Below are 24,127 nucleotides of genomic sequence, written 5' to 3'. Positions count from 1 at the left end.
TCACTGTCCGGCCTGCGCGGTGTGCGCAGGGATGGCAAAGTTGTTGCGTTTGCAGAGCTTGGCTTCGACCTTCTGGGTGCCGCTTTCCGGCCCCTGGACTTCCAGGGCCAGCAGGTTCTGGCTGGCCCAGTCCTGATCTTCACGCATCTGGAAGACGAAGCGGCCATCGGTGTCGGAGGTCTCCGGTTTCTCCAGCTTGATGTCTTCGTGGCGACCGTTCAGGTACCACAAGGTCGCCTGCAACACCTTCACCGACGGGTCTTCGAACTTGATGTCCATCTGCAAGTTGCGGTTGACCAGTTCTTTGATCACGCCACCCTTGCCGTTGACCATCAGCTCGTTCTTGCCGGGTTTGAGCGTGGTGCTGGCACTCATCAGGGCCGGGCGCGCTTCACAGCCATCGTCGAGCAGGGCGAGGATCTGCCGCCAGATGGTTTCCTGATCCAGGCGATACAGCGGCGAGAATTCCCAGATGAGGATCTTCGGTGGGTTGTTCTGGAATTCCTCACTGCCCAGGTACTGGATCATCGAGCCCTCCAGGCCACCACCGGGGAAGGCGACATTGAGCACGTCGGCGCCGATGTATTGCTGCAGGAAACCCGAGAAGTTGTAGTTCTTGCCGCTGTGACTGGTGCCGACCAGGGTGATCTGTGCATTGCCGCTGTCACCGAACAGGTCGTCGCCACCGCTCGAGCCCTTCGGCTCGGTGGTGAACTGGTCCATGTACTGCACCGCGTAGCTGGTGCCGCAGAGTTGACCGGCGACGTTGTGCAGGGTGCCGGTCTTGCCCATGCGCCCCGACCTGTGGGTTTCGAATTCCTTGTGCGGGATGCCTTCGAATGCCGGCATCTGGTGCACGGTGTCGGCCACGATCCTGGCCGCGCGCTGGGCGCCATACGGGGTCCAGTGCTGGTCGCCGCGGAAGTAGAAGTCCTTGCCCTGGTCGGCGGCGGCCAGTTGTTCGTTGGTCAGTGGCGACAGGTCCGGCACGTTGTAGCCCATGCTGGCGAAGCGCTTGAGCATGGCCTGGTAGTTGCCCAGGGCCTTCTGGTAATCGAAGGCGGCTTTCTCGGCCGGGTTGAGCATGTTGCGGTTCACCAGGCCACGCGTGGGCTGGTACACCACGACCAGCTCGACGCCGCGCTTCTTGAACGCATCGTGTACCTGCTGCAGGCGCTTGTAACCGGCCGGGGTAGTGTCGAATTCGGTGCGCAGGTCTTCCCGGGTACGGAACAGCCAATCGCCTTGGGCTTGCACCAGGGTGGTGAAGTTCTGCTGGTAGCGCGTGGTGTAGCGGCTGGCGTCGTGCGCCTGCGGGCACAGCTGGCAGCAGGGCTCGGCGGTGAAGCTCGGGGCCTGTACTTGATCGGCGCGCGCGCCTTGGCTGATGGCCAGAAGGGCGGCGGACAAGCCCAGCAGTTTGATCAGGTGTGGAGTCATGGTCTGGGCTTCCTTAATCGATCATTTCGGTCTGGCGTTCGACCGGGTCGATCAGCACGGCCTTCTGCTGGCGCACCAGCAGGTCGAGAATTTCGTCCTGGCGCTCGCCGAGCACGCCGTTGAGGCTGATGCCGCTGGCCTTGCGCGGGGCGAGCATGGACACCTTGTACAGCTCGACCGACAACGGTGAGTCGATCGACAGCGGGCCGGACCCGTTGGCCGCCAGCTCGCCACCCACCACGATCAGCGAAACCTTGGTGTCGAAAGGGTCGAGGGCAATGTCGCGGTCAGTGTCGGACAGGTCCTTGATGTGCCCGTACACCCCGACCAGGCCATTGGCCATGGCGATGTTTTCGTACAGGCGGATGTTCACGCTGTTGCGCACGCGAATGCCGTGACGGCGGTTGTTGATCAGCTTGTTGCCCCAGATCAGGTTGTCGCCGCTTTCGTACAAGGTGATGCCGTCGGTGTGGTTGCGGTAGATCTCGTTGTAGGCCACCAGGTTGTTGACGCTGTTGCGGTCGATCACCACGCCCGAGAGCTTGTTGTCGTAGCTCTTGTTGTGGATGATCCAGCTGTCGTTGACCTCACGCGAGACGATGATGCCGTGCTTCTTCTTGGTGCCGTACACGGTGTTGCCGGCGATGATTAGGCGGTGCGAACGGTCGTGCGGGTCGATGCCATAAACGATGTTGTCGTTGTAGGTGTTGTCCTTGACCACGAAGTCGGACGTTTCGTAGCAATAGAAGCCGTACCACATGTCGCTGAACTGCGAGCCGATGATCCAGCCGGTGGGTTCGGCACGGCCCATGCGCTTGGACATGTTCGGCGTGTACTGGGAAATGCTCACGCCGTACGACTTGGATTTCGAATAGCCGAAGCTGGCCATCCTGGAATTGACGATGTAGGTCTCGGTGCCGCCCCAGGACAGCAGGAACGGGCGAAACTCCTTGGGCGAACGGAAGGTCGCCGGGCCATTGTCCTGCTCGCGCCAGCCGGTCACCTGGGTGTCGGTGACGAACAACTTGCCATCGTTGACCAGAAACGCGCCGCCTTCCTGGGAAAGACGCAGCTGCTTGACCTTGCCGTCGATTTCCAGAATGCCCTTGTGCCCGACCACGATCGGCAGGCGCGCCAGATACACGCCAGGTTGCACTTCGCTCAGGTACTGCTTGGGCACGCGCTTGCTCAGCTCGACCAGGTCCAGGTGACCGTCGTCGATGAAGATCGCCTGGGGAATGCCGTGCTGGCGTTGTACCCACTCGGCGGCCTTGTTGTCGCCGCCGACGAATTCCTTGAGGGTATCTTCCTGGAACATGCGGCGCACGCTGACCTTGCCCTTGTGCCTGCGGTCGATCTTCTGCTGCACCGCCTCGGCGGTGTAGCCGGACAGATCCGGCAGCTTCGGTGGGTCCATGCGCAGCGGCTCGATCGGTGCGCTGGCCACGGTGTAGGTCTTGGCCTGCTGCAGCTCCTTGGCGATCACCTGGGGCTGGGCGGCGACGGCGACCTGGCTGGCCAGCAGCAGGGCGCTGGCCAGCAGGCTGTGACGAATGTGCGGGTGAAGGTTCATTTGCTCAGGTCCTTTGCCGGCCTCAGAAGCGCCAGATCACGTCGACGAAGGCACGGTGCATGTACGAGTCCGCTTCTTTGCCATACGCGTCGCCGGGCTTGAACACACCGGCGCGCAGGCGCACCAGGGCTGAAGGCTCGTCGATCGCCTGGCTCATCGAAGCGGGCAACAGGCCCTGCTTGAAGTACTTGGTGACGACCACGTCCATTTCCTGGCCGAGGTCTTTTTCGCCATCGACCAGCTGACGGTTCACGCCGTTGTCGTTGACCACCGCGTTGATGCCACTGGAACCGATGTTCTGGTTGCCGTCGACGCGCCAGAACTTGTGGTAGATCAGGCTGGCGTCGTAGTCGTCGCGCAGTTGCCAGGAGGCGAACAGGGTCGCTGCCTGCAGATTGCCCAGTTCGCCACGGAAGGCCTCGCCGAAGCGGTGCACGCGCGAGCGGGTACCGGTGAAGTTGGAGCGGTTGCTCTCAAGACCGGTCTGCTCGAAGTTGTTCGAGCCATCATCGCCACCCCCGCCGCTGCCGCGGGCATAGGCGGCGCCGACCTGCCACTGCGGATCGAGGCGCAGGCGGATGCCGAGGTCGGTGGCCCAGGCATTGACGTCGCCGCTCTGCTTGCCGGTGGCGACCTGGTCGTCGCCGACCAGCTGGGTGCTGAGCTTGTCGCGATCACCGCTCAACCAGGTGACGCTGCCCCAGTAGTTGACGGTGTGTTCGTTGCGCCAGTTGTAGGCGTCGCTGTTGGCTTCCAGGCCCAGCCAGGTGAGGTCGCCGGTGCGCGTCTTGTCCAGCGCATCGACGGTTTCCCCGGGGTTCTTCAGGCTGCCGCTGTCATGGGTGTGGTGGGCGCGCAGGCCAACCCAGTGACCCGGCGTCCACTGCGCGGCGACGTTGCCATACACGTGGGTGCGGTCCTTGTCTTCCGGGGCCAGCTCGGTGAGGTCGGTGCGGTATTCGCTGAAACGCTGGGCAACCCCCAGGTCGGCCTTGAGCAACGTGGTGTCGAAGGTCCAGTTCAGCGCCTCGATGTTGGTGTCGCGCCACATGCCGTCGTCGCTGCGCAGGCGCTGGCGACCCAGGCGCAGTTGCTCGCCGGGGTAGGCGGTCAGGCCACTGTAGCCGACCCAGAATTCGCGCATGGCCAGGTAGCTTTTATCAGGTTTGCGGCTGTTGTCGCCGGTGTCGGTGGTGGTGCCGTCGTCGTTCTGGCGCAGGGTGTCGGTTTCGATGGTGTCGGTGGCAGTCACTGCCTGGCCCATGGCGTAGGCGCTCCAGTTGCCGCGTTCGCCGTATACCCAGGGGCGCAGGTCCAGACCCAGGCCGTTGACGTCGCCGCCGGGGCGGGTACCCAGGTCGCGGTCGTCCTCGGATTGGCCGGTGATCTTCACGTCCAGGCCGAAGTTCTTCTGCGCAGTCATGTCCGCCAGGGTCGGGCACGACCACAGCAGCGCGAAGCTCAGGCCGATGCCGGCTTTCACGAAGGGATTGAGCGTCATAGCGAGTCCTCGGCGTCTACGTCTTTTTCGTCGTCTTGCAGGGCCTCCATGGCCAGGGAGCGGGTGGCGCCTTGGCCCATGCTGCCGCGGGCCTGGCGTTCCTGTGCCAACAGGCTCTGGGCCTGGTTGCGCTGTTCGGGGCTGAGCTGCTGATCGAGCTGTCGCAGCAGCTCGCTGGACTGCGGGGTGGGGTTGAGTTGCGACAACTGCGCAAACACCCAGGCGTTGCCCAGTTGCGGGCGAATGCCGTGACCTTCGCTGAACAGCTGGGCAAGCGCATAGTCGGCGCTGTTCTGGCCGCCGCGGGCGGCGGCGAGCAGGTGATCGACGGCTTTCTGCGGCTCGACGTTGCCCAGGTAACCACGGCGGTACAGCTGGCCAAGGTAATAGTCGGCACTGACTTCGCCGGCCGCGGCTGCAGCTTGCAGATGGCGCTCGGCCTTGGCAGCGTCGGGCGGCACGGTCTTGCCTTCGTAATACAGTCGACCCAGGAGCAGATCGGCGCGCGGCTGTTCGGCGGCCCGGCCCTTGTCGATGTAGCTCATCAACTGGTCGGTGTCGCCCAGCTCGGGGAAGTCGTACAGCAGCTGGGCCAGGCTCACCCAGGAGGCCGGATTGGCCGGCGCGACTTCTTCGAGCAAGGCCTTGGCGGTGTTTTCATCGGTCTGGCCGAGGCTGCGGTCAGCCAGCACTCGCGCCACGCTGTCGACCCGACTGGCAGGTACCGCGCCGCGGGCATAGGCCGACTTGAGCTGGTCGATCAGCGCGGCTTGCTGATCGGCCTGGGCGCGTTTCTGATAGACCGTGGCCAGCTCGACATAGCAGATGTCGGTGCTGGTCAGGGCTGCCTTGCAGATCGATTCGACCTCGTCCAGGTGCTGGTCGTAGGTATCCTGGGTCCGGTACAGCAGCACTTGGGCCAGGCCCGCTTCCGGGTTGCCGGCGGCACGCCACTGGTCGATCTGCTGCTGGGCGTTGACCTTGGGGAAGCTCTGCGGATAGCTCAGGTAGAGCATGGCCAGCGGAATCAGGGTATTGCCCTGGCCTTGCTGGGCGGCCAGCTTGAGCAGGGTTTCGGCCTGTTCGCGTTCGGCCTGGGTGCTGTCGGGCTTGGCCACCAGCAGCCGCCCAAGACGCGCCTGGGCCCGCGGCGAGGTCGCCGCTGCGGCGCGATAGGTCGCCTCGGCTTGCTGGATCTGCCCAGGGTCGCGGCTGGCCACCTTGATGTCGGCCAAGCCGACCTTGGCATCGCTGTAACCGAGGTCGGCCAACGCCTGGTAGTTGCGCTCGGCCAGCGCAGTGTCGCCGCGCTTGAGGGCTTCGTTGGCCAGGCGCTGGTCAGGCAGGCCGGCACAACCGGCCAGGGCCACCGCCGTGGCCAGGGCACACAGGCCCAGGCTTGCGCTTTTCTTCGGCAAGGTCATCGCTTGATCCCCTTACAGCCCGCGGGCCGCAGCTTTGTCGACCAGCCAGTCCAGGGACGGGCCGCGATCGCTTTGTACCGAGGCCGGGCGGCCTGCCAGCTCGGCAGGCATGGCGCTGTCCGGCTTGATCTGCACGCGGATGTCGGAGGCCAGGTCATCGCTGTTGAGGCTGGTGCTGCTGACAATCTGGCCGCTGCGCATCGCGTCTTCGCCGGCGACCTGGAAGCTGACCCGGGTGCCTGGCTTGACCTCGTCGAACTGGCGATAGCTGAAGCGCGCCTCGACCATCGGTGTGGTGGTTCGCGGTATCAGCTGGAAGATCGGTTGGCCCTTGGCGGCATATTGGCCGTCATCGACCAGTTGCCGGGCGACCACGCAATCGCAAGGACTGGTGAGGGTGCCGGAGAGTTGCTTGCCGAACAGCTCCTCGATCTTCGCCGGTTCCAGCTGCGAGTCGTCCAGGCTGCCCTTGAGCATGTCCAGCATGCTGGTGGTGAAGCTGGCCAGTGGCGCGCCTTTGACGATCTGCCCGCCGGTTTGCGTCAGGCTGTTCACGGTGCCGTCGCGCGGCATGGTCACGGTGGTGGTCGGCACCGCCACCACGCCTGCTTCGGCATGGCTGACGAAGTACATGCCATACAGCGACTTGGCAACGAAGCCGAAGGCCGCCACGCCGACCACGAATACCCCGAGGGTCACGGTCACCGCCTTGAGCCGGCCGAAGGCGGACAGGCCCGAACCGTTGTCCTTCTGCTTGCGTGCCTTGGTGAAGTTGTCGCGCTGCAAGGTGCTGAGCACGTCGCCGGCGGTGATCAGCTCACCGGACAGATGGCTGGTGATGATGTGCCGCAGGGTGGCGATGTCACGTGGCTCCAGGTTCTGGAACTGGGCACCGGTACGGCCGCTGGCGCTGTCGTGGGAGCGCACCTGAAATTCGATGTCCATCGACAACCCGAGGTTGTCGACCGTGAACTGCAGGCGGCCGCGCAGTACTTCACCGATCGCCAGGGGCAGGGGGCTGTGGAAGCTCAAGCCACCGGCAGAGAGGTCGTCGACCTTTACATCCGGTGCCTGGCGCGCCTGGTCCAGAATGCGCAGCTTGGCCGGAATGCGCACACGGGCGTGTTGGCGCTGGGCTTCGGACTCATGCACGACGTTGACGTTCACGGCGTTATTCATCTTGGTTTGTTCCTGTTAGTACCGATCCGGGTTGGGCTCACACGACCATGAACAGCACAGCGACGAAGACGCTGGCAGCCGAGAAGGTCATGGTCCGCGAGGACCAGGTGTTGAACCATTGTTGAAAACTGGCGAGGTCACGCTTGAGGGCAGTCGGTTGGCGGGTCCAGGACTGCTTGTCGAGGCGGAAGAACACGTAGATCTTCATCAGCGCGCCGACGATCTGGTTGTAATAGAGAATCAGCGGGTAGGCCGGCCCGACGCTGTGGCCGGAGCACAGCAGCATGATGGTCAGGATCAGACGGGTGATGCCGATCCACAGCAGGTACACCAGCAGGTAGGCCATGCCGAACTTGAGGCTGGCGATCACCGCCACGGTCAGGCCGAGCAGGCTGGTCCACATCGACACGCGCTGGTCGAACAGCACGATGCTGGTGAACACACCCAGGCGCCGCAGCCCCAGCCCCAAGGCACGGGAGTTCTGCCGCAGGTTGTTGCCGTACCAGCGGTACATCAGTTTGCGGCTGGCCTTGAGGAAGCTCTTTTCAGGCGGGTGCTCGACCGTGTTGATCGCCGCGTCCGGCACGTAGAAGGTGTCATAGCCCAGGCGCATCAGGCTGAACCAGCTGGACTTGTCGTCGCCGGTGAGGAACTTGAAGCGGCCCAGGCGCCAGTGCATCAGCGAGTCGCTTTCGACGTCGGCGATGAACTCGGGGTTGGTCACCACGCTCGCGCGGAACATCGACATGCGCCCGGTCATGGTCAGCACGCGCTTGGACAAGGCCATCGAGCACATGTTGATGTGGCGCTGGGCGAAGCGCAGCTTGTGCCACTCGCTCATGATGTAGCCGCCGCGCACTTCGCAGAACTCGTTGGTGGTCAGGCCGCCGACGTTGGGGAACAGCTTGAACCACGGCACGGTCTTGCGCACCACGCCTTCGCCCAGCACGGTGTCGCCGTCGATCACCGCGACCACGGCATTTTCGTCCGGCAGCATCCGCGAGATGGCGCGGAACCCGTAGGCCAGGCCGTCGCGCTTGCCGGTGCCGGCGATGCGCACGATGTCCAGGGTGACGTGGGACGGCGGGTTGTACTTGGCCCAGAGGCTTTTCACCAGCAGCTCATCGGACATCTCTACCAGCGAGCAGACCACGGTGGTGGGGTAGCCGCATTCGATGGCTTCGCGGATCACCGAGCTGTACACCTGGGCGGTGGTCAGTGCTTCGATACGAAAGCTGGTGACCATCAGGTAGACGTGCGACGGCGCCGCGGACTCGCCCATTTTCCGAACCTTGCGGCGCAGGTAGGGGTAGACGCCGTAGAGGAAGATCATGCCGCGGATGAAATGGGTGGCGCCCATGGAGTAGCGCCAGATGCCGACTGCGCCGACCAGGAAGATGAAGTGCTTCGACTGCGAGTCGAAGATATCGGCTGGCAGGGCCAGGGCGATCAGCATGAGCAGGCTCATGTAGAGCAGCCACCCGGCGCACTGCAACAGCACTGTCTGGAGCCTTTGCATGTTCAGCATCCGTCGAGAATTCGGGGAAAGGTGGGCAGCGATGGGGCGCCTGGTGCCAAGGCCCCATCGCTGGCCGGTCAAGCGCTTACCAGCAGATGCCTTCGGTACGGCTGACGTTGCAGGTGGTCTTGTTCATGAAGCCGACCAGGTCGATGACTTGCTTGCCTTCCGGTGCCTGTTGAGCCAGGGCGCGGAACTGCTCGTCACGGTTGCCCAGGACGATGATGTCGGCGTTGTCGATGACCTTCTGGAAATCGGCGTTGAGCAGCGACGAGACGTGGGGGATCTTCGACTCGATGTACTCTTTGTTGGCGCCGTGAACGCGGGCGTACTCGACGTTCTCGTCGTAGATGTCCAGCTGGTAGCCCTTGCCGATCAGGCGTTCGGCCAGTTCCACCAGCGGGCTTTCGCGCAGGTCGTCGGTACCGGCCTTGAAGCTCAGGCCGAGCAGGGCGACCTTGCGCTTGTCGTGGGCTTCGATCAGTTCGAAGGCGTTCTGCACCTGGGATTCGTTGCTGCGCATCAGCGAGTCGAGCAGCGGTGCGCGTACATCGAGGCTGGCCGCGCGGTAGGTCAGGGCGCGTACGTCCTTGGGCAGGCACGAGCCGCCAAAGGCGAAGCCTGGGCGCATGTAGTACTGCGACAGGTTCAGCACCTTGTCCTGGCAGACCACGTCCATCACGTCGCGACCATCGACACCCACGGCCTTGGCAATGTTGCCGATCTCGTTGGCGAAGGTGACCTTGGTGGCGTGCCAGACGTTGCAGGTGTACTTGATCATCTCGGCCACTTCGATCGGCTTGCGGATGACCGGGGCGTCCAGTTCTTCGTACAACGCTTGCAGCACGTCACCGCTGGCGCTGTCCAGCTCGCCGATGACGGTCATCGGAGGGTGGTCATAGTCTTTGATCGCGGTGCTTTCGCGGAGGAATTCCGGGTTCACCGCGACGCCGAAGTCGACACCGGCTTTTTTGCCGGAGCACGCTTCGAGGATCGGGATCACCACGTTCTTCACGGTGCCTGGCAGCACGGTGCTGCGCACCACGATGGTGTGGCGGCGCTCGCTGTCACGCAGCACGTAACCGATCTCGCGGCACACCGACTCGATGTACTCCAGGCCCAGGTCGCCGTTTTTCTTGCTCGGGGTGCCGACACAGATCATCGACACGTCGCTGGCGCGGATGGCCTCGGCGAAATCGGTGGTGCCACGCAGGCGGCCATTGGCGATGCCTTGTTGCAGCAGTGCTTCCAGGCCAGGTTCGACGATGGGCGACTTGCCCTGATTGATCAGGTCGATCTTGGTCTTGGACACGTCCACACCAATCACGTCATGGCCACGCGCCGTCAGGCAGCCTGCACAGACCGCACCTACATAACCCAAACCAAAGATGCTGATACGCATCGCTATCACCTCGTGTGTTTATCACGTCGGCTCTTTCGCAAAAGCCGGACTGGGTTGATTAACAACAGTTTTCGGGCGCACGGGTCCGTGGCGAATGCTCACTTCGCCGAGCGCAGGCATGAATGAATCCGTCGCGCACAAAGTTGTGCACTAGTAAATGGCAGTTGCTAACCAGTAATTAAAAGGCGTGCCCTATGATGCAGCCGTCTTTATTGCAATACGCTTACGTGGCGTACTGCTGTGCTTGTTCTTTCAAGTGGAAAAATCCTTTGAAATCAACCACTAGGACGAATTGTCAGGGGCGCGTCTGTCCTCCATGGACGGGGCTGTCGGGGGAACCCGTTTGCACCGGTGTTACTGAGTGAGGCGGGTATTAGTTACCGGCCGATTGTCCTGTAAGTCATCTCGTACAGCCCGGAGGCATGAAATTCGTTACGGCACTATGAGCGACAGGTAGTGGGAGAAGTTCCTGAGGCGGATTGGCCACCATGAAAGATTTCTAAATAATTTTTCAGTGGCGAATACTTTCAATTTGATAGCACAGCTCGGTTTTACCCCCGGCTATAAGGGGCGGAACTGACGCGCGCCGTTGTTATGCCATCACGCAAAATTTTTTTTCAAAATTAGTCAAAAAAGTACGAACGGGCTTATGGCGTTTCGCGATAAACCGGCCTTCGTCGTTTTCGTGGCGCCGGAATATTGGCTATTCTGCTTTTTCACCTGCGACCTGTGGGACAGGATGGCCTGAGACACATGCCGTAACAGAACAAGGCCACACAGAGGCTAAGGTTTTACGTAGAGCTGCCGTTAGCCTTCTTGGACGCCTTTCTAGGCTGTCCATGAACGAGGGAACGTCTTGGACAGCCTCCGGCTGATGGCCAGATAGGGCGTCTCATCCATCAACACATGGAAGAGACGAGACCCATACCGATGAAAACTATCTTTCAATTTCTATGCTCTACCGTTTGCTTGCTTGCCACAGGGCAGGCGCTGGCGGGTCCGCCGGTCGAGGTGACCTTCAAGAACCTCTCTGCCAAGACCGTCACGTTGCAATTGACGAACGCCAATGAAAACAGCACTTACCTGATTGCCAATCCCAAACCTGAACAAAAGGTCAATGCCGGCCAATCGATCAAGTTCACGGTGCAACGTCAAGTCAGTCCAGACGTTAATGGTGCCTCGCTGCGTTATTCCGACGGCACTAAAACCTGCGCCTTTGGCACTTCGTTCGTCATGATGATGTCAGGCGGCATGATGCTGCCTAAATGGAGCAAGGCTGCCAATCCAAGCGGCGGCGCGACGTGCACCGCTGTCAATTCAGGCTTTGGCGCAAACTACTCATGGAAAGCTGAATTTGTCATGAAATAGACCTCATGTGCAGGGTGGCCTGCGCGTGTCCGAGCATTGCTTGGCGCGCAGGCTACCGCAACCGATGGTTTTACATTCGTGCTACCAGTCGTGGAGATAGCGCTCATGACAAAAGTTGGCGATTCACTCGTTACATCCTTACCAGCATCTATCACGTCAGGATTAAACCCAGTTCGACCAGGCGTGTCAGGGGCTATGCCTGAAATATCGACGGATCAGGCGGCAGACTCCCTACAGGTGTCACCTTTAGCCAAGCAGCTGGCGGCTGCGGCGGAACGCGCTGCTGCGCGTGACAGCCAATTGAGCCGCAAAGAGTTGGCCGCTCTGGCACTGCGCATCAGTATCCACCTGGGCGGTAACGCTTATATCTCGAACAAAGCGCTTTATGACGCCATCGTCCCTGAGACAGATGATCCCGAGTTATTGGCCAGGGCGCGTCAAGCGACCGATTTTTCCAATGGAAAAGACACTAACCCTTTCAAAGATCTGACAACCGAGCAACTGGCACTCATCAGCTACGATGAGGCAGGTGAGTTTACCCACAACGAACGCTACGCAGCCAACTGGGAACTGGGGCTACGCGCGTCCCAGTGGACAGCCTATATCGTAGAAAAATCGAACAGCGAATATCAACGAAGCGGTTCGCGTGAATTGGCGATCCGCGAGATGAGTGACTACTACAGGTCACTCCCGCCTATCATTGGCGCCGAATTCGACGGTTTCGAGCTGCATGCCATGCTGAATAAAGAGGGTGCAGAGTTGCCGCGCACTCGTACGTCAATGTTCTTGTTTGACACGGTCCTGCAAACCACCCTCGAACTGGAACAGCAGGCCGACGAAGCAAAGCCGCCACTGACGCCACCTGCGCAGGACGCGAGCAAACAGCAATGATCCAGGATCCCATCATTGCCTTGCACGGCATCGGCCGCCGATTCGGTGGCCAGCGCATCCTCCACAATGCCTCGTTTACCCTGGCGCGCGGCGCATCCTGCGCCCTCCTTGGGGCCTCTGGCTCAGGCAAAAGCACCTTGCTCAACATCATCGGGCTGCTGGACCGCGCCTGCGAAGGGATGGTGTACCTTGACGGCCGTGACATGAGCACCGCCGACGCCGACAGCCGGGCGATCACCCGCAATCATCTGCTCGGATTCGTGTTCCAGAGCTTCAATCTACTGCCACGCTTGTGCGCGTTGGACAACGTTGCCTTGCCCCTGAGCTATCGCGGTGTGCCCCGTGCAGCCGCGCGTGAGGCCGCCAAGGTGCGGCTGCACAGCGTCGGTTTGTTGCACAAGGCGTCCAGTCTGCCAGCCGATCTGTCGGGCGGGCAGCGCCAGCGCGTGGCGATCGCCCGGGCCCTGGTCACCCAGCCGCGCATCCTGCTGGCTGACGAGCCCACCGGCAACCTGGACGGCGAGGCGGCGCAAGCGGTGGTCGAGCTGCTGCTCGCGCTCAACCGCGAGCAGGGCATGACGCTGTTGCTTGTCACCCATGATGAGCGCGTCGCCGCGTGCATGCAGCGACGCGTCCGGGTGCGCGAGGGTGCGCTCGAGCATGCCTGAAGACTACGGACCGTCATGGCCGCAAAGGCTGCAGGAGGCACTCGGCAGTGTTCGGCAGCTGGGAGGGAGAGCCTGGATGGCCGCGTTCGGTATCGCTGTCGGCTGCGCGGCGCTGGTGGCGTTGCTGAACATCGGCCATAGCGCTGCGCAGCACACCCGGCAGATGTTCCAGCGCCTGGGCAGCAGCCTGGTACTGGTCAGCATCGACACCCCAGGCGTTGCCGCGCCGCCTGTACGGCTGTCGTTGGCGGCGCTACCGCCAGCAATCGTGGCTGCGGCGCCGTTGGCAGTCAGCGTCGCCGCAGCGCGGCTGGGTGAGGTCAGCGAAGCGCTGATGGTGGCTGGCAGCACCCCGGCGCTGGCGCAGGTGCTCGATTTACAGATCCACAGCGGGCGGGCGCTGTCCCGTCACGATGATGGCGCGCTGCACGTGCTGCTTGGGGCAGCGCTGGCCGAGCGCTTGCAGGCGCAACCTGGCGATCGTCTGCAACTGGACAACTACCTGTTCGACGTGATCGGCATCCTGGCGCAGCGCGGCGCCAACCCTATGCTGCCGATCGATCTCGACCAGACAGTACTGATGCCTCTGTCTGCCCTGGGCCGCCTGGCCAGTGCGGGTGAGGTGAGTGCCGTGCTGGCCCGAGGCGATGATCGCGGTGAGTTGGCAGCGATTGCCCAGCAATTGCTCGATGACTTGCAGGCGCAATTGCCCGCCCATGCGCTGAGCGTGCAACTGCCTGCGCAACTGCTGGCAAGCATGGCCAGTCAGACCCAGCTGCTGCGCTGGAGCCTGGCCGGCACGGCCGCCATCGCCTTGCTGCTCGGCGGTGTTGGCATCATGAATGTGATGGTCATGAACGTCAGCCAGCGCCGCCGTGAAATAGGCGTACGCCTGGCGCTCGGCGCCCGCGGGCGAGATATCGCCGGGTTGTTCCTGCTCGAGGCGGTGGTGCTGGCGGCGGCCGCTGCGTTTGCCGGGCTGCTGCTTGGGTTGGCCGCGGCCTGGGGGTTCGTCTGGCTGACCGGCTGGGGATTCGCATTCGACGTCCGGTCGTTGCCGGCCGGGGTTGGCAGTTCGCTGGCCTTGGCGTTGTTCTTCGGCCTGCAGCCGGCGCTGGCGGCGGCGCGGCTGCAACCGGTGCAGGCGCTGCGCGATGACTAGGTGGCTGTTGCTGATCGGCAGCCTGGTGACAATGACCTGCGTAGGGGCGCAGGAGTCGGTCGAGCTTCGCCTGACCGATGCCATTGCCCTGGCCTTGCGCGACAACCGGGCCGTGCGCGGTGCCTACTTGCAGCGGGTGGTGCAACGCTTCGACCTGCGGGTGGCCGCCGACCAGTTCGCCCCACAATTGTCGTTGCGCGCGCGCTATCTGGGTCAGCGCAACCAGGCTGACCGTTACCGTCAGGCCCAGCTCACGCCGAGCGCCAGTCTGCTCACGCCCTACGGCACGCGCCTGAGCCTGGACTGGGCGTACGATGATACCCGCGCCGATGACGCCGGGCGGCGTTACAGCGACGGCGCCAACCTGACGATCATCCAGCCGCTGCTGCGCGGTGCCGGACGTGCGATCGCCACCGCGCCGCTGCGCCAGGCGCACCTGGCTGAACAGATCAACCGCCTGGCATTGCAGGAGAGCGTCGCTCAAGTCGTTGCCCAGACCATCTTCGACTACCACGACTTGCTGCGTGCCCAGGAGCAGCTACGCATCGCCGATGACGCCTTGGCACGCGCGCGGCAATGGGTCGAGGTGAACCGTGCGTTGATCGCGGCCGGGCGCATGCCGGCTTTCGAGATCGTCCAGGCCCAGGCGCAGGTCGCTGATCAGGAACTGGCGCGCGAGGGCAGTCGCAACCGACTCTATCAAAGCCGTCTGGCCTTGGCGCAGGTTCTGGCTTTGGACATGACCACACCTTTGCGCGCCGTCGAGCCCCTGCGCGTCGAGCCGACGCACCTGGATGCCGAGCAGGCGCTGCAGCGCGCGCAACGCCTGCAACCGGCCTACCGCGCGCAGCTATTGGCAGGTGAGCTGGCGGCGATCGACTTGCAGGTGGCCCGTAACGAACAGTGGTGGGACCTGGCCTTGATCGGGGGGGCGAGCCAACAGCGCGAGCGGCCTGTGGACAGCAGGGCCTGGCAGCATTACCTGGGCCTTGAACTGAGCATCCCGCTCGGCGACCTGAGCCGCCGGCAAGTCCTGGTACAGGCCCAGGTAGCGGCGGACACCCAGCGCCTGCGCGAAGCACAGGCCCAGCAGCAATTGGCTCGCGATGTCGCCGTTGCCGTGCGCGACCTGCAGGTGCGCTGGCGACAACTGGGCATCGCCCGCCGAGCCCTGGAGCTGGCACAGCGCAAGCTGGACATCGAGCAAGAGAAGCTGGCCGCTGGACGCTCCAGCAATTTCCAGGTGCTGAGCTTCGAAAGCGATCTGCGCCAGGCACAGAGCACGGAGCTGGACACCAGCATCGACTACTTGCAGGCGCAGGTCATGCTCAACCAAGTGGTGGGCAGCACGCTACAACGCTGGCAGGTGGCGCTGGATGATTAGGCATTGGCGTTGGGTGATACGCCTGCTGCCATGTGCGGGTGTGCTGCTCGCCTGGGCCTGCTGGCCGGTTGTCGAACCGCGTCCTGCGCCACGGTGGGTGAGGGTCGAGGCGCAGCGCGTGGACAGCCGCCTGGGACTGGTCGGCAGGCTTGAGGCGAGCCGCCGACAGGCGCTGGGCGCAGCGTTCGACGCGGTGCTGGCAGCCGTTCTGGTCCAGCCAGGGCAGCCAGTCGCCGCTGGCCAGCCGCTGTTCGTGCTGGACACGGCGCAGATCGATATCCAGTTGCGCCAGGCCGAAGCGGAGCGACTCAAGGCTCGCGCGCAGCTCGCTGAGTTGCGCGCCTGGCGCGAAGGGCCGCAAATGGCACGCAGCGAACGCGCGCTCGGCGCCGCCCGGGCCAACCTGCAGGCCAGCGAGGGCGCTTTGCGCGAGGCCCGCCGCCTGTTCGAGCGCGGCATCATCGCACGCATGGAGCTAGAGAGCCTGGAGCAGCAAGCCCAGGCGCAACGCCAGGCCTTGCTGGATGCCGAGCAGGATGTCCGGCAAACCCGCACGCGTGGCGAGGGCGAGGCACTGTCGATTGCCGGCATGGAGCTGGCCAATGCGCAAGCGCGCTGGCAGGCATTGGCCGATCGGCGTGCGCTCAGCGTGGTCGTGGCGCCTTTCAGCGGGCTGCTGGTGGCAGCGCCCAGCGAGCGCAATGATACCGGGCGGCCGTTGCAGGTCGGACAGCTGCTGAGCCAAGGCGCGCCCCTTGGTAGCCTCGTGGCGCTCGAGCGTCTGCAGGTGGTCACTAGGGTGCACGAGGAAGATCTGGCCAAGCTGCGCGAGGGGCAGCCGGTGCAGGCGCTGATCGCCGGGCAGCGCTTCGAAGGCCGCGTCGAGCAGGTTGGCCAGCAGGCCCTGGATGATCGCGGGCAAGCGGCCTGGTACGCGTTGACGGTGGGATTGACCCTACCCAAGGCAGCCACCGCACTGGGGTTGCGGCTGGGCATGAGCGCGCAGTTGAGCGTCGAGCTGGAGCCTCGCCGGCAGGCGATGGTCATACCGCCGCAGGCGCTGCACGAGGATCAGGCGGGGCAGGTTTACGTGCTGTTTCGCGCGCAGGACGGGCAACCGCCGCGCAAGGTCAGGGTAACGCCTGGCGCAGCAGTGGTGCAGGGGATCGAAGTCGATGGCCTGGCAGCGGGCTGGGTACGCCTGGCCGATGGGCCTTGATGGCCTGTGCTCGGCTCAGTCGTCCGGGTGATCGCGCAGGAACACCAGGTGATCGGCCTTGGACTGTTCGGCGCTGTAGTAATAGCCCTGCACATCGAAGGCCTTGAGCTGCTCGGGATCGTTGACCCGTTCCTGGATGACGAAACGGCTCATCATGCCGCGGGCTTTCTTGGCGTAGAAGCTGATGATCTTGTACTGGCCGTTCTTCTGGTCCTTGAAGTCGACATTGATCACCCGGGCCTTGAGGGCGCTGCGTTTGACCGCACTGAAGTACTCGTTGCTGGCCAGGTTGAGCAAGACATCGTCGCCCTGGTCGGCCAGCGCCTGGTTCAGCCATTCGCTGATACGCGTGCCCCAGAAGGCGTACAGGTCCTTGCCGCGCGCATTGGCCAGCTTGGTGCCCATCTCCAGGCGATACGGCTGCATCAGGTCGAGTGGGCGCAGCAGGCCGTACAGGCCAGAGAGCATGCGCAGGTGATCCTGGGCGTAGCTGAAGTCGTCTTCACTGAGGCTTTGGGCGTCGAGGCCGGTGTACACATCGCCTTTGAAGGCGAGCAAGGCTTGCTTCGCGTTGGCCGGCGTGAACTGTGGTCTCCAGCTGCCGAAACGCGCAGCATTGAGGCCAGCGAGCTTGTCGGAGAGGTGCATCAGTTCGCTGATCTGCGCCGGCGAAAGCTCGCGCAATTGGCCGATCAGCTGCTGGGAGTCGTCCAGGTATTGCGGCAGGGTGAACCGCTCGGTAACCGCGGGGGTTTCGTAATCGAGGGTCTTGGCGGGGGAAATCACCGTCAGCATCGGGTCGGCTCCAGGAAACGTTGCCGGCAATTCTACGGGGTAGGGAGGACAAGTCCAAACTATGACGACGATAGTCACAGACCATAGGCCAGGCAGGCGCTATAGTGCGCGCTTTGCCGTCACCCAGGGATCGCTCATGCGCATCGTCGCCGCGTTGCTTGCCATGTTGCTGGGCCTGGCCGCCCAGGCTGCGCCCATGCCGCCGGCCAGCCTCGACCGCAGCCAGTGGCCTGAACAGCTCGACAGCCCGCCCTTGTTCGATGTTGCCTCGCGGGCGGAGATCCTGTCGTTTGCCCGCGTGCTGCACGAAAGCGAGCTGCTCGACGACGCTGCCCTGGGCGCGCGCCTGGGCCTGCGCCAGATCAACCTGCAGAAGATCCGCGCGGTGCGCGCGCAGATGTGGCAGCGCCTGTGGCAGGGTTATCAACAGGCCCAGCGCAGTTGCGAGCAGGATGCGTCATTCTGCTATCTGGTCGAGTCCATGAGTGAATTGCGCAGCAAGGCTGCGACGTTCGCCAGCGATGTTGGCACCTTCTACACAGGCTGGGTCGAGCCAAGCTATCAGTTCCATGTGCGCTACCTCGATGAGCAACTGCGCAAGGCCGCGTTGTTGCCGCAGACCAGCAGCGAGATCGAGCGCCTGTCCAGTGGTGAGCGCAGCGGCGACGAATTGAACGATCGGATGTTCTTGCTGACCTTCGCCGGAGGTCCCGGGCCTGAGGGCAGCCCTGTCGACGCCTTGACAGCCTACCTGCGCAAGCAGCGCCTGCAAGGCACCTTCTTCGTGCTGGGCAGCCGCCTGCAGCAGCGCCGCGATGCTACGCCGGCCGGCAGCTTGGCACGGCTGTATGCCGGCCAGTGTGTTGGCATACAAGGCTGGGAATACCGCTCGCATGCCCAGTGGCAGGGCTGGCAGGACTCGATCAAACGTGCCCAGGCGCGAGTCCAGGCGGACCTGCCCGGGCAATACGTGCCGCTGTTTCGTCCACCTTACGGTCAGCGCCGCGCCGATGGCGAAGCGTTCATGGCCAGCCAGCAGCTCAGCGTATCGCTGTGGGACATCGATGCTCAGGACGATACTGCGCTGACGGCCGAGGCATCTGCCCAGCGTGTCGTGACCTTGATGCTGCTGTGGCGCAAAGGCGTCATCCAGTTTCACGACAGCCTGCCAAAGGCTCAGCCAGCGCTGCAATGGCTGCTGCAGCACACCGCGCAAAGCGGACTCGGTTGGGAGGATTGCCACGATTATGCGGCAGGTGAATCGGGGGTATGACTTCTGACTGTAGTCTGCGATCGAGCGATCGCCAAGGGCGCTTCGTCAATCGGAAAAATAAACTTCAAAAATACGTAAAAGTGCTTTTTCCGGTCATGGTTTTTGCGGTATGAAGAAACCAGACAGCCGATTCCTGCAGCACAGGTGGCGTCATCCAGGCCCACCTTGCCAGGTTCGCTTCCCGCCCGTAGCAACGCGGATACGGGGAGAACGGTCGTCACTCTGCGGCGCGCCACAGCGCGTGCCGTGTGGCTTCGACATAAGGTGACCGAGTATGGATGACCAAGGACGCACCCCTTCCTCCAGCAAGCCAATCCTCTATGTGCTCGATACCAACGTCCTGATTCACGACCCCAACGCATTGCTCAACTTCGAGGAGCACCACGTCGCCCTGCCCATGACGGTGCTGGAGGAACTCGACAAGCTCAAGACCGGTAAACAGTCCATCGCTGCCGAATGCCGCCAGGCCATTCGCTTGATCGACCAGACCTTGGGCGATGCCTCGCCCAGCGCAGTCGAACAGGGCGTGCCGATCCAGCGCGGCAAGAGTGGGCCCAAGGGCTTTTTGTCGATCCTGATGACCCCGCGCAACGAACCGAACAAGCTGCTGCCCGAAACCCTCAACGACAACATCATCATCAACCAACTGCTCGAGGTCCGCGCCCGGCGCACCGACCTGGACGTGGTGCTGGTCACCAAAGACATCAACATGCGCCTGAAGGCGCGCGCCTGTGGCATTGCTGCCGAGGACTACAGCACCGACCAGCTGGTCGATGACGTTTCGCTACTGTCCAAGGGCTATCACTCGGTCACCGGCTCGTTCTGGGACCGCGTCAGCAAGGTCGAAACGCGTCAGGAGCGCGGTCGTACCTGGCACCGGGTGCAGATGAGTGAAAGCCTGCCGGCGGTGCACATCAATGAATTCATCATCGATGAGCAAGGCTTCGTCGGCTGGGTCAAGGGCATGCGCAACGATGAGCTGCTGCTGCTCGACCTGCACCAGGAACCGCTGCTGCACCAGGAAGCCTGGGGCTTGAAGCCGCGCGACATCCACCAGAGCCTGGCGCTGTTCGCCTTGCTCGACCCCGATATCCATTTGGTCAACCTCACCGGCGCCGCAGGTTCCGGCAAGACCATTCTGGCCCTGGCTGCAGCCATCGAGCAGACCATGGTCAGCAAGCGCTACCGGCGCATCATCGCCACCCGCAGCGTGCAGGGGCTGGACCAGGAGATCGGCTTCCTGCCGGGTACCGAGGCCGAGAAGATGGAACCTTGGCTGGGCGCGATCACCGACAACCTCGAAGCCCTGCACATGGATGACGAAAGCACCCATGGCAGCGTCGAGTACATCCTTGAACGTGTGCCCTTGCAGTTCAAGTCGCTGAACTACATCCGCGGGCGCAGCTTCCAGCAGAGCCTGATCCTCATCGACGAATGCCAGAACCTCACGCCGCACCAGATGAAGACCATCATCACCCGTGCCGGCGCTGGCTCCAAGGTGGTGTGCCTGGGTAACCTGGCGCAGATCGATACCCCCTACCTGTCCGCGACCAGCTCCGGCCTGACTTACCTGACCGAGCGCTTCAAGGACTTCCCCCACGGCGTGCACATCACGCTGCAAGGTGTACCGCGGTCGGTTCTGGCCGAATACGCCGAGTCGCACATGTAAGCCCTTGGAAGATCCTGTGTAAGCCACCTTGCCGGTTCGATACGCCGGCAAGGTCGCCTCTCCATAACACAATCCACTGCGCAAAGCTGACCCACGGGTTTACACTCTCTGTTCCCTTCACAGGAGCAGAGCAGTGCTGACACATCTTGATTCCCAGGGGCGCGCCAACATGGTCGACGTCACTGAAAAAGCCGTGACCGAGCGCGAAGCGGTGGCAGAAGCGCGGGTGCGCATGTTGCCGCAGACCTTGCAAATGATCGTCGACGGTCAACACCCCAAGGGCGATGTGTTCGCGGTAGCACGTATCGCCGGCATCCACGCGGCGAAGAAGACCAGCGACCTGATCCCGTTGTGCCACCCGCTGATGCTGACCAGCGTGAAAGTCGAATTGAGCGCCCAAGGCGAAGATTCGGTACACATCGTGGCCCGTTGCAAGCTGGCCGGGCAGACCGGGGTGGAGATGGAAGCGCTGACCGCCGCCAGCGTCGCCGCGCTGACGCTCTACGACATGTGCAAGGCCGTGGACAAGGGCATGCTCATTGAGCAGGTGCGCCTGCTGGAAAAGCTCGGCGGCAAGAGTGGCCACTACAAGGTGCAGGCGTGATGAAGATCAAGGTCATGTATTTCGCCCGTTACCGCGAGCGACTGGGGCTGGATGCCGAACAGCTGGAAGGTCGGTTCAGCGTGCTGGACGATGTCCGTCAGGCGCTTGTCGGCAAAGGCGGGGACTACGCGGTGCTGGCAGAACACAACCTGATGTGTGCGCGCAATGAAGACCTGTGCCGCCTGGATGAGCCGGTGCAGGACGGCGATGAAGTGGCATTCTTTCCACCTGTGACAGGAGGCTGAGCATGGCGGTACGCGTACAGCAAAGCGCTTTCGATCCAGGCGCCGAGGTCAACGCCATGCATGCGGCGAATGTCGGGGTCGGCGCGGTGGTGGGGTTCGTCGGCTACGTGCGCGACTTCAATGACGGGCGCGACGTCGCCGGCATGTTCCTCGAACACTACCCCGGCATGACCGAGAAAGCCCTGGGCAAGATCGTCGTCGAGGCCGAGCAGCGCTGGCCACTGCTCAAGGTCGAGGTACTGCACCGCATCGGCGCGCTCGAGCCAGGCGAGCCGATCGTCTTCGTGGGTGTGGCCAGTGCCCATCGGCAAGCAGCGTTCGATGCCTGCAACTTCATCATGGATTACCTGAAAACCCGCGCGCCGTTCTGGAAGAAGGAAAACACCCAGGAAGGGCCGCGCTGGGTCGAAGGCAGGCAGAGCGACCAGGATGCTGCCGGGCGCTGGTAATCAGTGCGGCTTGCGCGGCACTGGTTTGAGCAACTCATCCGGTGGCATCTCACACTTGATCTTGCGCCCCAACAGCGCTTCGATCGCTGGCAACTGGTAGGAGTCATCCTCCCCGGCGAAGCTGATCGACACGCCATTGGTACCGGCGCGGCCGGTACGACCGATGCGGTGCACGTAGTCGTCCGGATCTTCTGGCAGGGTGAAGTTGATCACGTGGCTGATGCCATCGATGTGGATCCCGCGCCCAGCCACGTCGGTTGCCACCAGCACGGTGATGCGCCCTTCGCGGAAGTTCTCCAGGGTACGAATACGTTTGTGCTGAGGCACATCGCCCGAGAGCTGGGCGGCGTTGATGCCGTCGCGCACCAGTTTTTCCTCGATGCGCCGCACCTCGTCCTTGCGGTTGGCGAAGACCATGACCCGTTCCCACTGGTTCTGGGTCACCAGGTTGTACAGCAGCTTGTACTTGTCGCTGCCGGCCACCGCATACACGTGCTGCTCGACCGTCTCGCTGGCGACGTTCTCCGGCTCGATCTCGACGATTGCCGGGTCGGTCGTCCACTGCTTGGCCAGGTTCATCACATCGTCTGTGAAGGTGGCGGAGAACAGCAGGGTCTGGCGTTCGCTCTTGGGCGGGGTCTGGCGGATGATCTGCCGCACTTGCGGGATGAAACCCATGTCGAGCATGCGGTCAGCTTCGTCGAGCACCATGACCTCGACCATGTCCAGGTGCACCTCGCCGCGCTGGTTGAAGTCCAGCAAGCGGCCCGGCGTGGCCACCAGGATGTCGCAGTGCCGCGCCTCCAGGGCCTTGAGCTGCTTGTCGAAGTCCATGCCGCCTACAAAGCTCATGACGTTCAGGCCGGTGTACTTGGTCAGGGCGGCAGCGTCCTTGGCGATCTGCACCACCAACTCGCGCGTTGGGGCGATGATCAGTGCCCGTGGCTCGCCCATGTAGCGCTCCTTGGGCGGTGGCGTCTGCTGCAACTGGGAAATGATCGAAATCAGAAACGCCGCGGTCTTGCCGGTGCCGGTCTGCGCCCGGCCGATGGCGTCCTGGCCGCGCAGGGTGAAGCCCAGCACCTGCGCCTGGATCGGCGTGCAGTAGGGGAAGCCCAAGTCGTGAATGGCATGCATCAGCTCGTTGGAGAGCTTGAAGTCGTGGAAGCGGGTCTTGCCTTCCTGCGGCTCGACCACGAAGTCTTCCGGCTTCCACAGGCTGGCCTGGGGTTTGGGTTTGCGTTCGCGGCGCGGCTTGTCCTTGGCAGGCTTGCTGGCTGCTGCCGCAGGCTCGGCGCTTGCAGTGGGCTTGGCGATGGCAGGTTGCCGAGGCGCTGGCGCTTTCGGTTGCGGCCGGGCCGGTGCGCTTGGCGCGGGCGCGGCGGGCGTGACGCTGGCAGCAGGCGCGGGCGCAGTGGGCGCGGCGTCTGGTTTGCCGAATAGTTTCTTGAGTGCCTTGAGCACGATCTTCTCATCAACTGATTAAGGAATGTACGCCGGGCAGTGTAATGCAAGACATCCGCACGGCGTAGCGGAAAACGCCCAGCCAGGGGCGGGCTGGTCTTATTGCAACTGCTTGCTCAGCCAGTCGTGGATGTCGCTCAGCTCCTCGACCACCACTTCATGCTCCATCGGATATTCGTGCCAGCGGGCGGCCACGCCCCAGGTATTGAGGTACTCGAAGGCGGTGCGGCCCATGGACGGGATCACCACCGGATCGTGCACGCCATGCAGGCACAGCGCCGGGGTGCGTTGCTGGCAGGCGCTCAACTGATGATCGTCAGCGAAGGTCGGAGCGTAGGTGGACAGCGCAATCACGCCGCCGAGGGCTTCCTGCCACTTTATATAGGCTGTGTGCAGCACCACCGCGCCGCCTTGCGAGAACCCGGCCAGGACGATCCGTGACAAGTCGATGCCCTTGGCCTGCTCGGCCTTGATCAGCTCGATGACCTGCTCGGCCGAGGCGTCGAGCTGTGCTTCGTCGATGGCGCGCGCCGGCGTCATGGCCTTGATGTCGTACCAACTGGGCATCGCGTAGCCACCGTTGATGGTGACCGGACGGGTCGGCGCCTGGGGCATCACGAAGCGGGTACTGGGCAGGCGTTCCTGCATGAATTCAGCCACGGGTAGGAAGTCGTAACGGTCGGCGCCCAAACCATGCAACCAGATCACACAAGCGTCTGCGGTTTTCTGTGGTTCGAGAATCAGCGGGTTGGTCATGACTGCTCCGAAATAGTGCGGGTGTAGCACAAGCGTGCGTTGAAAAAAGGCGTAGCAAATGATTGTCAGTAAAAGAATGTCGCAACGATACAACTTTAGCTACTTGACGATCGCTTAAACGCTACAGCCGACAACTCTGGTA

21 protein-coding genes are annotated in these 24,127 nt (G+C 63.1%); 11 read left to right on the top strand and 10 right to left on the bottom strand.

Features of this window, described 5'->3' with window-relative positions; translation table 11 throughout:
• From ACLEJW_RS16280 to ACLEJW_RS16250, 7 genes are all read right to left on the bottom strand, one after another.
• Nucleotides 1-1,440 carry an alginate O-acetyltransferase gene (locus ACLEJW_RS16280; RefSeq protein WP_313301318.1) on the bottom strand — a complete coding sequence of 480 codons (1,440 nt, stop codon included), beginning with the start codon at nucleotides 1,438-1,440 and terminating at the stop codon, nucleotides 1-3.
• 13 nt (nucleotides 1,441-1,453) lie between these two features.
• Nucleotides 1,454-3,013 (bottom strand): mannuronan 5-epimerase AlgG, encoded by a 1,560-nt coding sequence (gene algG, locus ACLEJW_RS16275; RefSeq protein WP_145188484.1) that lies wholly within the window; start codon nucleotides 3,011-3,013, stop codon nucleotides 1,454-1,456.
• A gap of 22 nt (nucleotides 3,014-3,035) precedes the next feature.
• Nucleotides 3,036-4,514, bottom strand: a complete 1,479-nt coding sequence (locus tag ACLEJW_RS16270; protein WP_145188481.1) for an alginate export family protein — start codon at nucleotides 4,512-4,514, stop codon at nucleotides 3,036-3,038.
• The gene (gene algK / locus ACLEJW_RS16265) at nucleotides 4,511-5,938 is read right to left on the bottom strand and encodes an alginate biosynthesis TPR repeat lipoprotein AlgK (RefSeq protein WP_440777894.1); all 1,428 of its coding nucleotides are present in this window, start codon (nucleotides 5,936-5,938) and stop codon (nucleotides 4,511-4,513) included. Before algK ends, ACLEJW_RS16270 begins: the two co-directional genes overlap by 4 nt.
• Before the next feature lie 12 nt (nucleotides 5,939-5,950).
• Complete coding sequence (locus tag ACLEJW_RS16260) at nucleotides 5,951-7,117, bottom strand: alginate biosynthesis protein Alg44 (RefSeq protein WP_145188475.1); 1,167 nt, start codon at nucleotides 7,115-7,117, stop codon at nucleotides 5,951-5,953.
• 37 nt (nucleotides 7,118-7,154) lie between these two features.
• Nucleotides 7,155-8,636: a glycosyltransferase family 2 protein gene (locus ACLEJW_RS16255; protein WP_178108334.1), complete on the bottom strand. Its 1,482-nt coding sequence runs from the start codon at nucleotides 8,634-8,636 to the stop codon at nucleotides 7,155-7,157.
• Between the two features lie 85 nt (nucleotides 8,637-8,721).
• A complete protein-coding gene (locus ACLEJW_RS16250) occupies nucleotides 8,722-10,038 on the bottom strand; it encodes a nucleotide sugar dehydrogenase (protein ID WP_440777893.1) in 1,317 nt (438 codons plus the stop codon).
• 930 nt (nucleotides 10,039-10,968) lie between these two features.
• Here ACLEJW_RS16250 and ACLEJW_RS16245 point away from each other — a divergent pair.
• The 6 genes from ACLEJW_RS16245 to ACLEJW_RS16220 all read left to right on the top strand — a co-directional run bounded on the left by ACLEJW_RS16245 (nucleotide 10,969) and on the right by ACLEJW_RS16220 (nucleotide 16,730).
• Nucleotides 10,969-11,406, top strand: a complete 438-nt coding sequence (locus ACLEJW_RS16245; RefSeq protein ID WP_313457090.1) for a hypothetical protein — start codon at nucleotides 10,969-10,971, stop codon at nucleotides 11,404-11,406.
• 195 nt (nucleotides 11,407-11,601) lie between these two features.
• Nucleotides 11,602-12,297: a hypothetical protein gene (locus ACLEJW_RS16240; RefSeq protein WP_145188463.1), complete on the top strand. Its 696-nt coding sequence runs from the start codon at nucleotides 11,602-11,604 to the stop codon at nucleotides 12,295-12,297.
• Entirely contained in the window at nucleotides 12,294-12,965 is a 672-nt protein-coding gene (locus tag ACLEJW_RS16235; RefSeq protein WP_440777892.1) for an ABC transporter ATP-binding protein, read from the top strand. The genes ACLEJW_RS16240 and ACLEJW_RS16235 overlap by 4 nt, the downstream gene beginning before the upstream one ends.
• Nucleotides 12,966-13,041: 76 nt before the next feature.
• Nucleotides 13,042-14,127, top strand: a complete 1,086-nt coding sequence (locus ACLEJW_RS16230) for an ABC transporter permease (RefSeq protein ID WP_256675090.1) — start codon at nucleotides 13,042-13,044, stop codon at nucleotides 14,125-14,127.
• The gene (locus ACLEJW_RS16225) at nucleotides 14,120-15,511 is read left to right on the top strand and encodes a TolC family protein (protein ID WP_313457078.1); all 1,392 of its coding nucleotides are present in this window, start codon (nucleotides 14,120-14,122) and stop codon (nucleotides 15,509-15,511) included. Before ACLEJW_RS16230 ends, ACLEJW_RS16225 begins: the two co-directional genes overlap by 8 nt.
• Nucleotides 15,504-16,730 (top strand): efflux RND transporter periplasmic adaptor subunit, encoded by a 1,227-nt coding sequence (locus ACLEJW_RS16220; protein ID WP_313457075.1) that lies wholly within the window; start codon nucleotides 15,504-15,506, stop codon nucleotides 16,728-16,730. Before ACLEJW_RS16225 ends, ACLEJW_RS16220 begins: the two co-directional genes overlap by 8 nt.
• A gap of 15 nt (nucleotides 16,731-16,745) precedes the next feature.
• On the opposite strand, the gene yaaA is transcribed toward ACLEJW_RS16220, so the two are convergent.
• Complete coding sequence (yaaA, locus tag ACLEJW_RS16215) at nucleotides 16,746-17,525, bottom strand: peroxide stress protein YaaA (protein ID WP_440777891.1); 780 nt, start codon at nucleotides 17,523-17,525, stop codon at nucleotides 16,746-16,748.
• 136 nt (nucleotides 17,526-17,661) lie between these two features.
• Between yaaA and ACLEJW_RS16210 the strand changes: the two genes are divergently transcribed.
• The 5 genes from ACLEJW_RS16210 (at nucleotide 17,662) to moaE (ending at nucleotide 21,765) form a co-directional block, all read left to right on the top strand.
• Nucleotides 17,662-18,798 carry a polysaccharide deacetylase family protein gene (locus ACLEJW_RS16210; protein ID WP_313457071.1) on the top strand — a complete coding sequence of 379 codons (1,137 nt, stop codon included), beginning with the start codon at nucleotides 17,662-17,664 and terminating at the stop codon, nucleotides 18,796-18,798.
• 274 nt (nucleotides 18,799-19,072) lie between these two features.
• Nucleotides 19,073-20,467, top strand: coding sequence for a PhoH family protein (locus tag ACLEJW_RS16205; RefSeq protein WP_145188441.1), 1,395 nt, complete (start codon nucleotides 19,073-19,075; stop codon nucleotides 20,465-20,467).
• A 133-nt stretch (nucleotides 20,468-20,600) separates the two neighbouring features.
• Nucleotides 20,601-21,071 carry a cyclic pyranopterin monophosphate synthase MoaC gene (moaC, locus tag ACLEJW_RS16200; RefSeq protein ID WP_440777890.1) on the top strand — a complete coding sequence of 157 codons (471 nt, stop codon included), beginning with the start codon at nucleotides 20,601-20,603 and terminating at the stop codon, nucleotides 21,069-21,071.
• A complete protein-coding gene (locus ACLEJW_RS16195) occupies nucleotides 21,071-21,316 on the top strand; it encodes a MoaD/ThiS family protein (protein ID WP_313301273.1) in 246 nt (81 codons plus the stop codon). Before moaC ends, ACLEJW_RS16195 begins: the two co-directional genes overlap by 1 nt.
• 2 nt (nucleotides 21,317-21,318) lie before the next feature.
• On the top strand, nucleotides 21,319-21,765 hold the full coding sequence (moaE, locus tag ACLEJW_RS16190; protein WP_145188435.1) for a molybdopterin synthase catalytic subunit MoaE: 447 nt from the start codon (nucleotides 21,319-21,321) through the stop codon (nucleotides 21,763-21,765).
• Here the strand turns inward: moaE and rhlB are convergent, their stop codons facing one another.
• Nucleotides 21,766-23,229: an ATP-dependent RNA helicase RhlB gene (gene rhlB, locus ACLEJW_RS16185; RefSeq protein ID WP_313457066.1), complete on the bottom strand. Its 1,464-nt coding sequence runs from the start codon at nucleotides 23,227-23,229 to the stop codon at nucleotides 21,766-21,768.
• A 99-nt stretch (nucleotides 23,230-23,328) separates the two neighbouring features.
• Nucleotides 23,329-23,985 (bottom strand): alpha/beta hydrolase, encoded by a 657-nt coding sequence (locus ACLEJW_RS16180; protein ID WP_313301267.1) that lies wholly within the window; start codon nucleotides 23,983-23,985, stop codon nucleotides 23,329-23,331.
• Between the last annotated feature and the right edge of the window lie 142 nt (nucleotides 23,986-24,127).

The sequence above is a fragment of the Pseudomonas sp. SMSB3 genome (genome assembly GCF_052041965.1).
Taxonomy (GTDB): domain Bacteria; phylum Pseudomonadota; class Gammaproteobacteria; order Pseudomonadales; family Pseudomonadaceae; genus Aquipseudomonas.
Note: the sequence above shows the minus strand (reverse complement) of the source record. Positions and strands in the feature narration are given on the sequence as shown.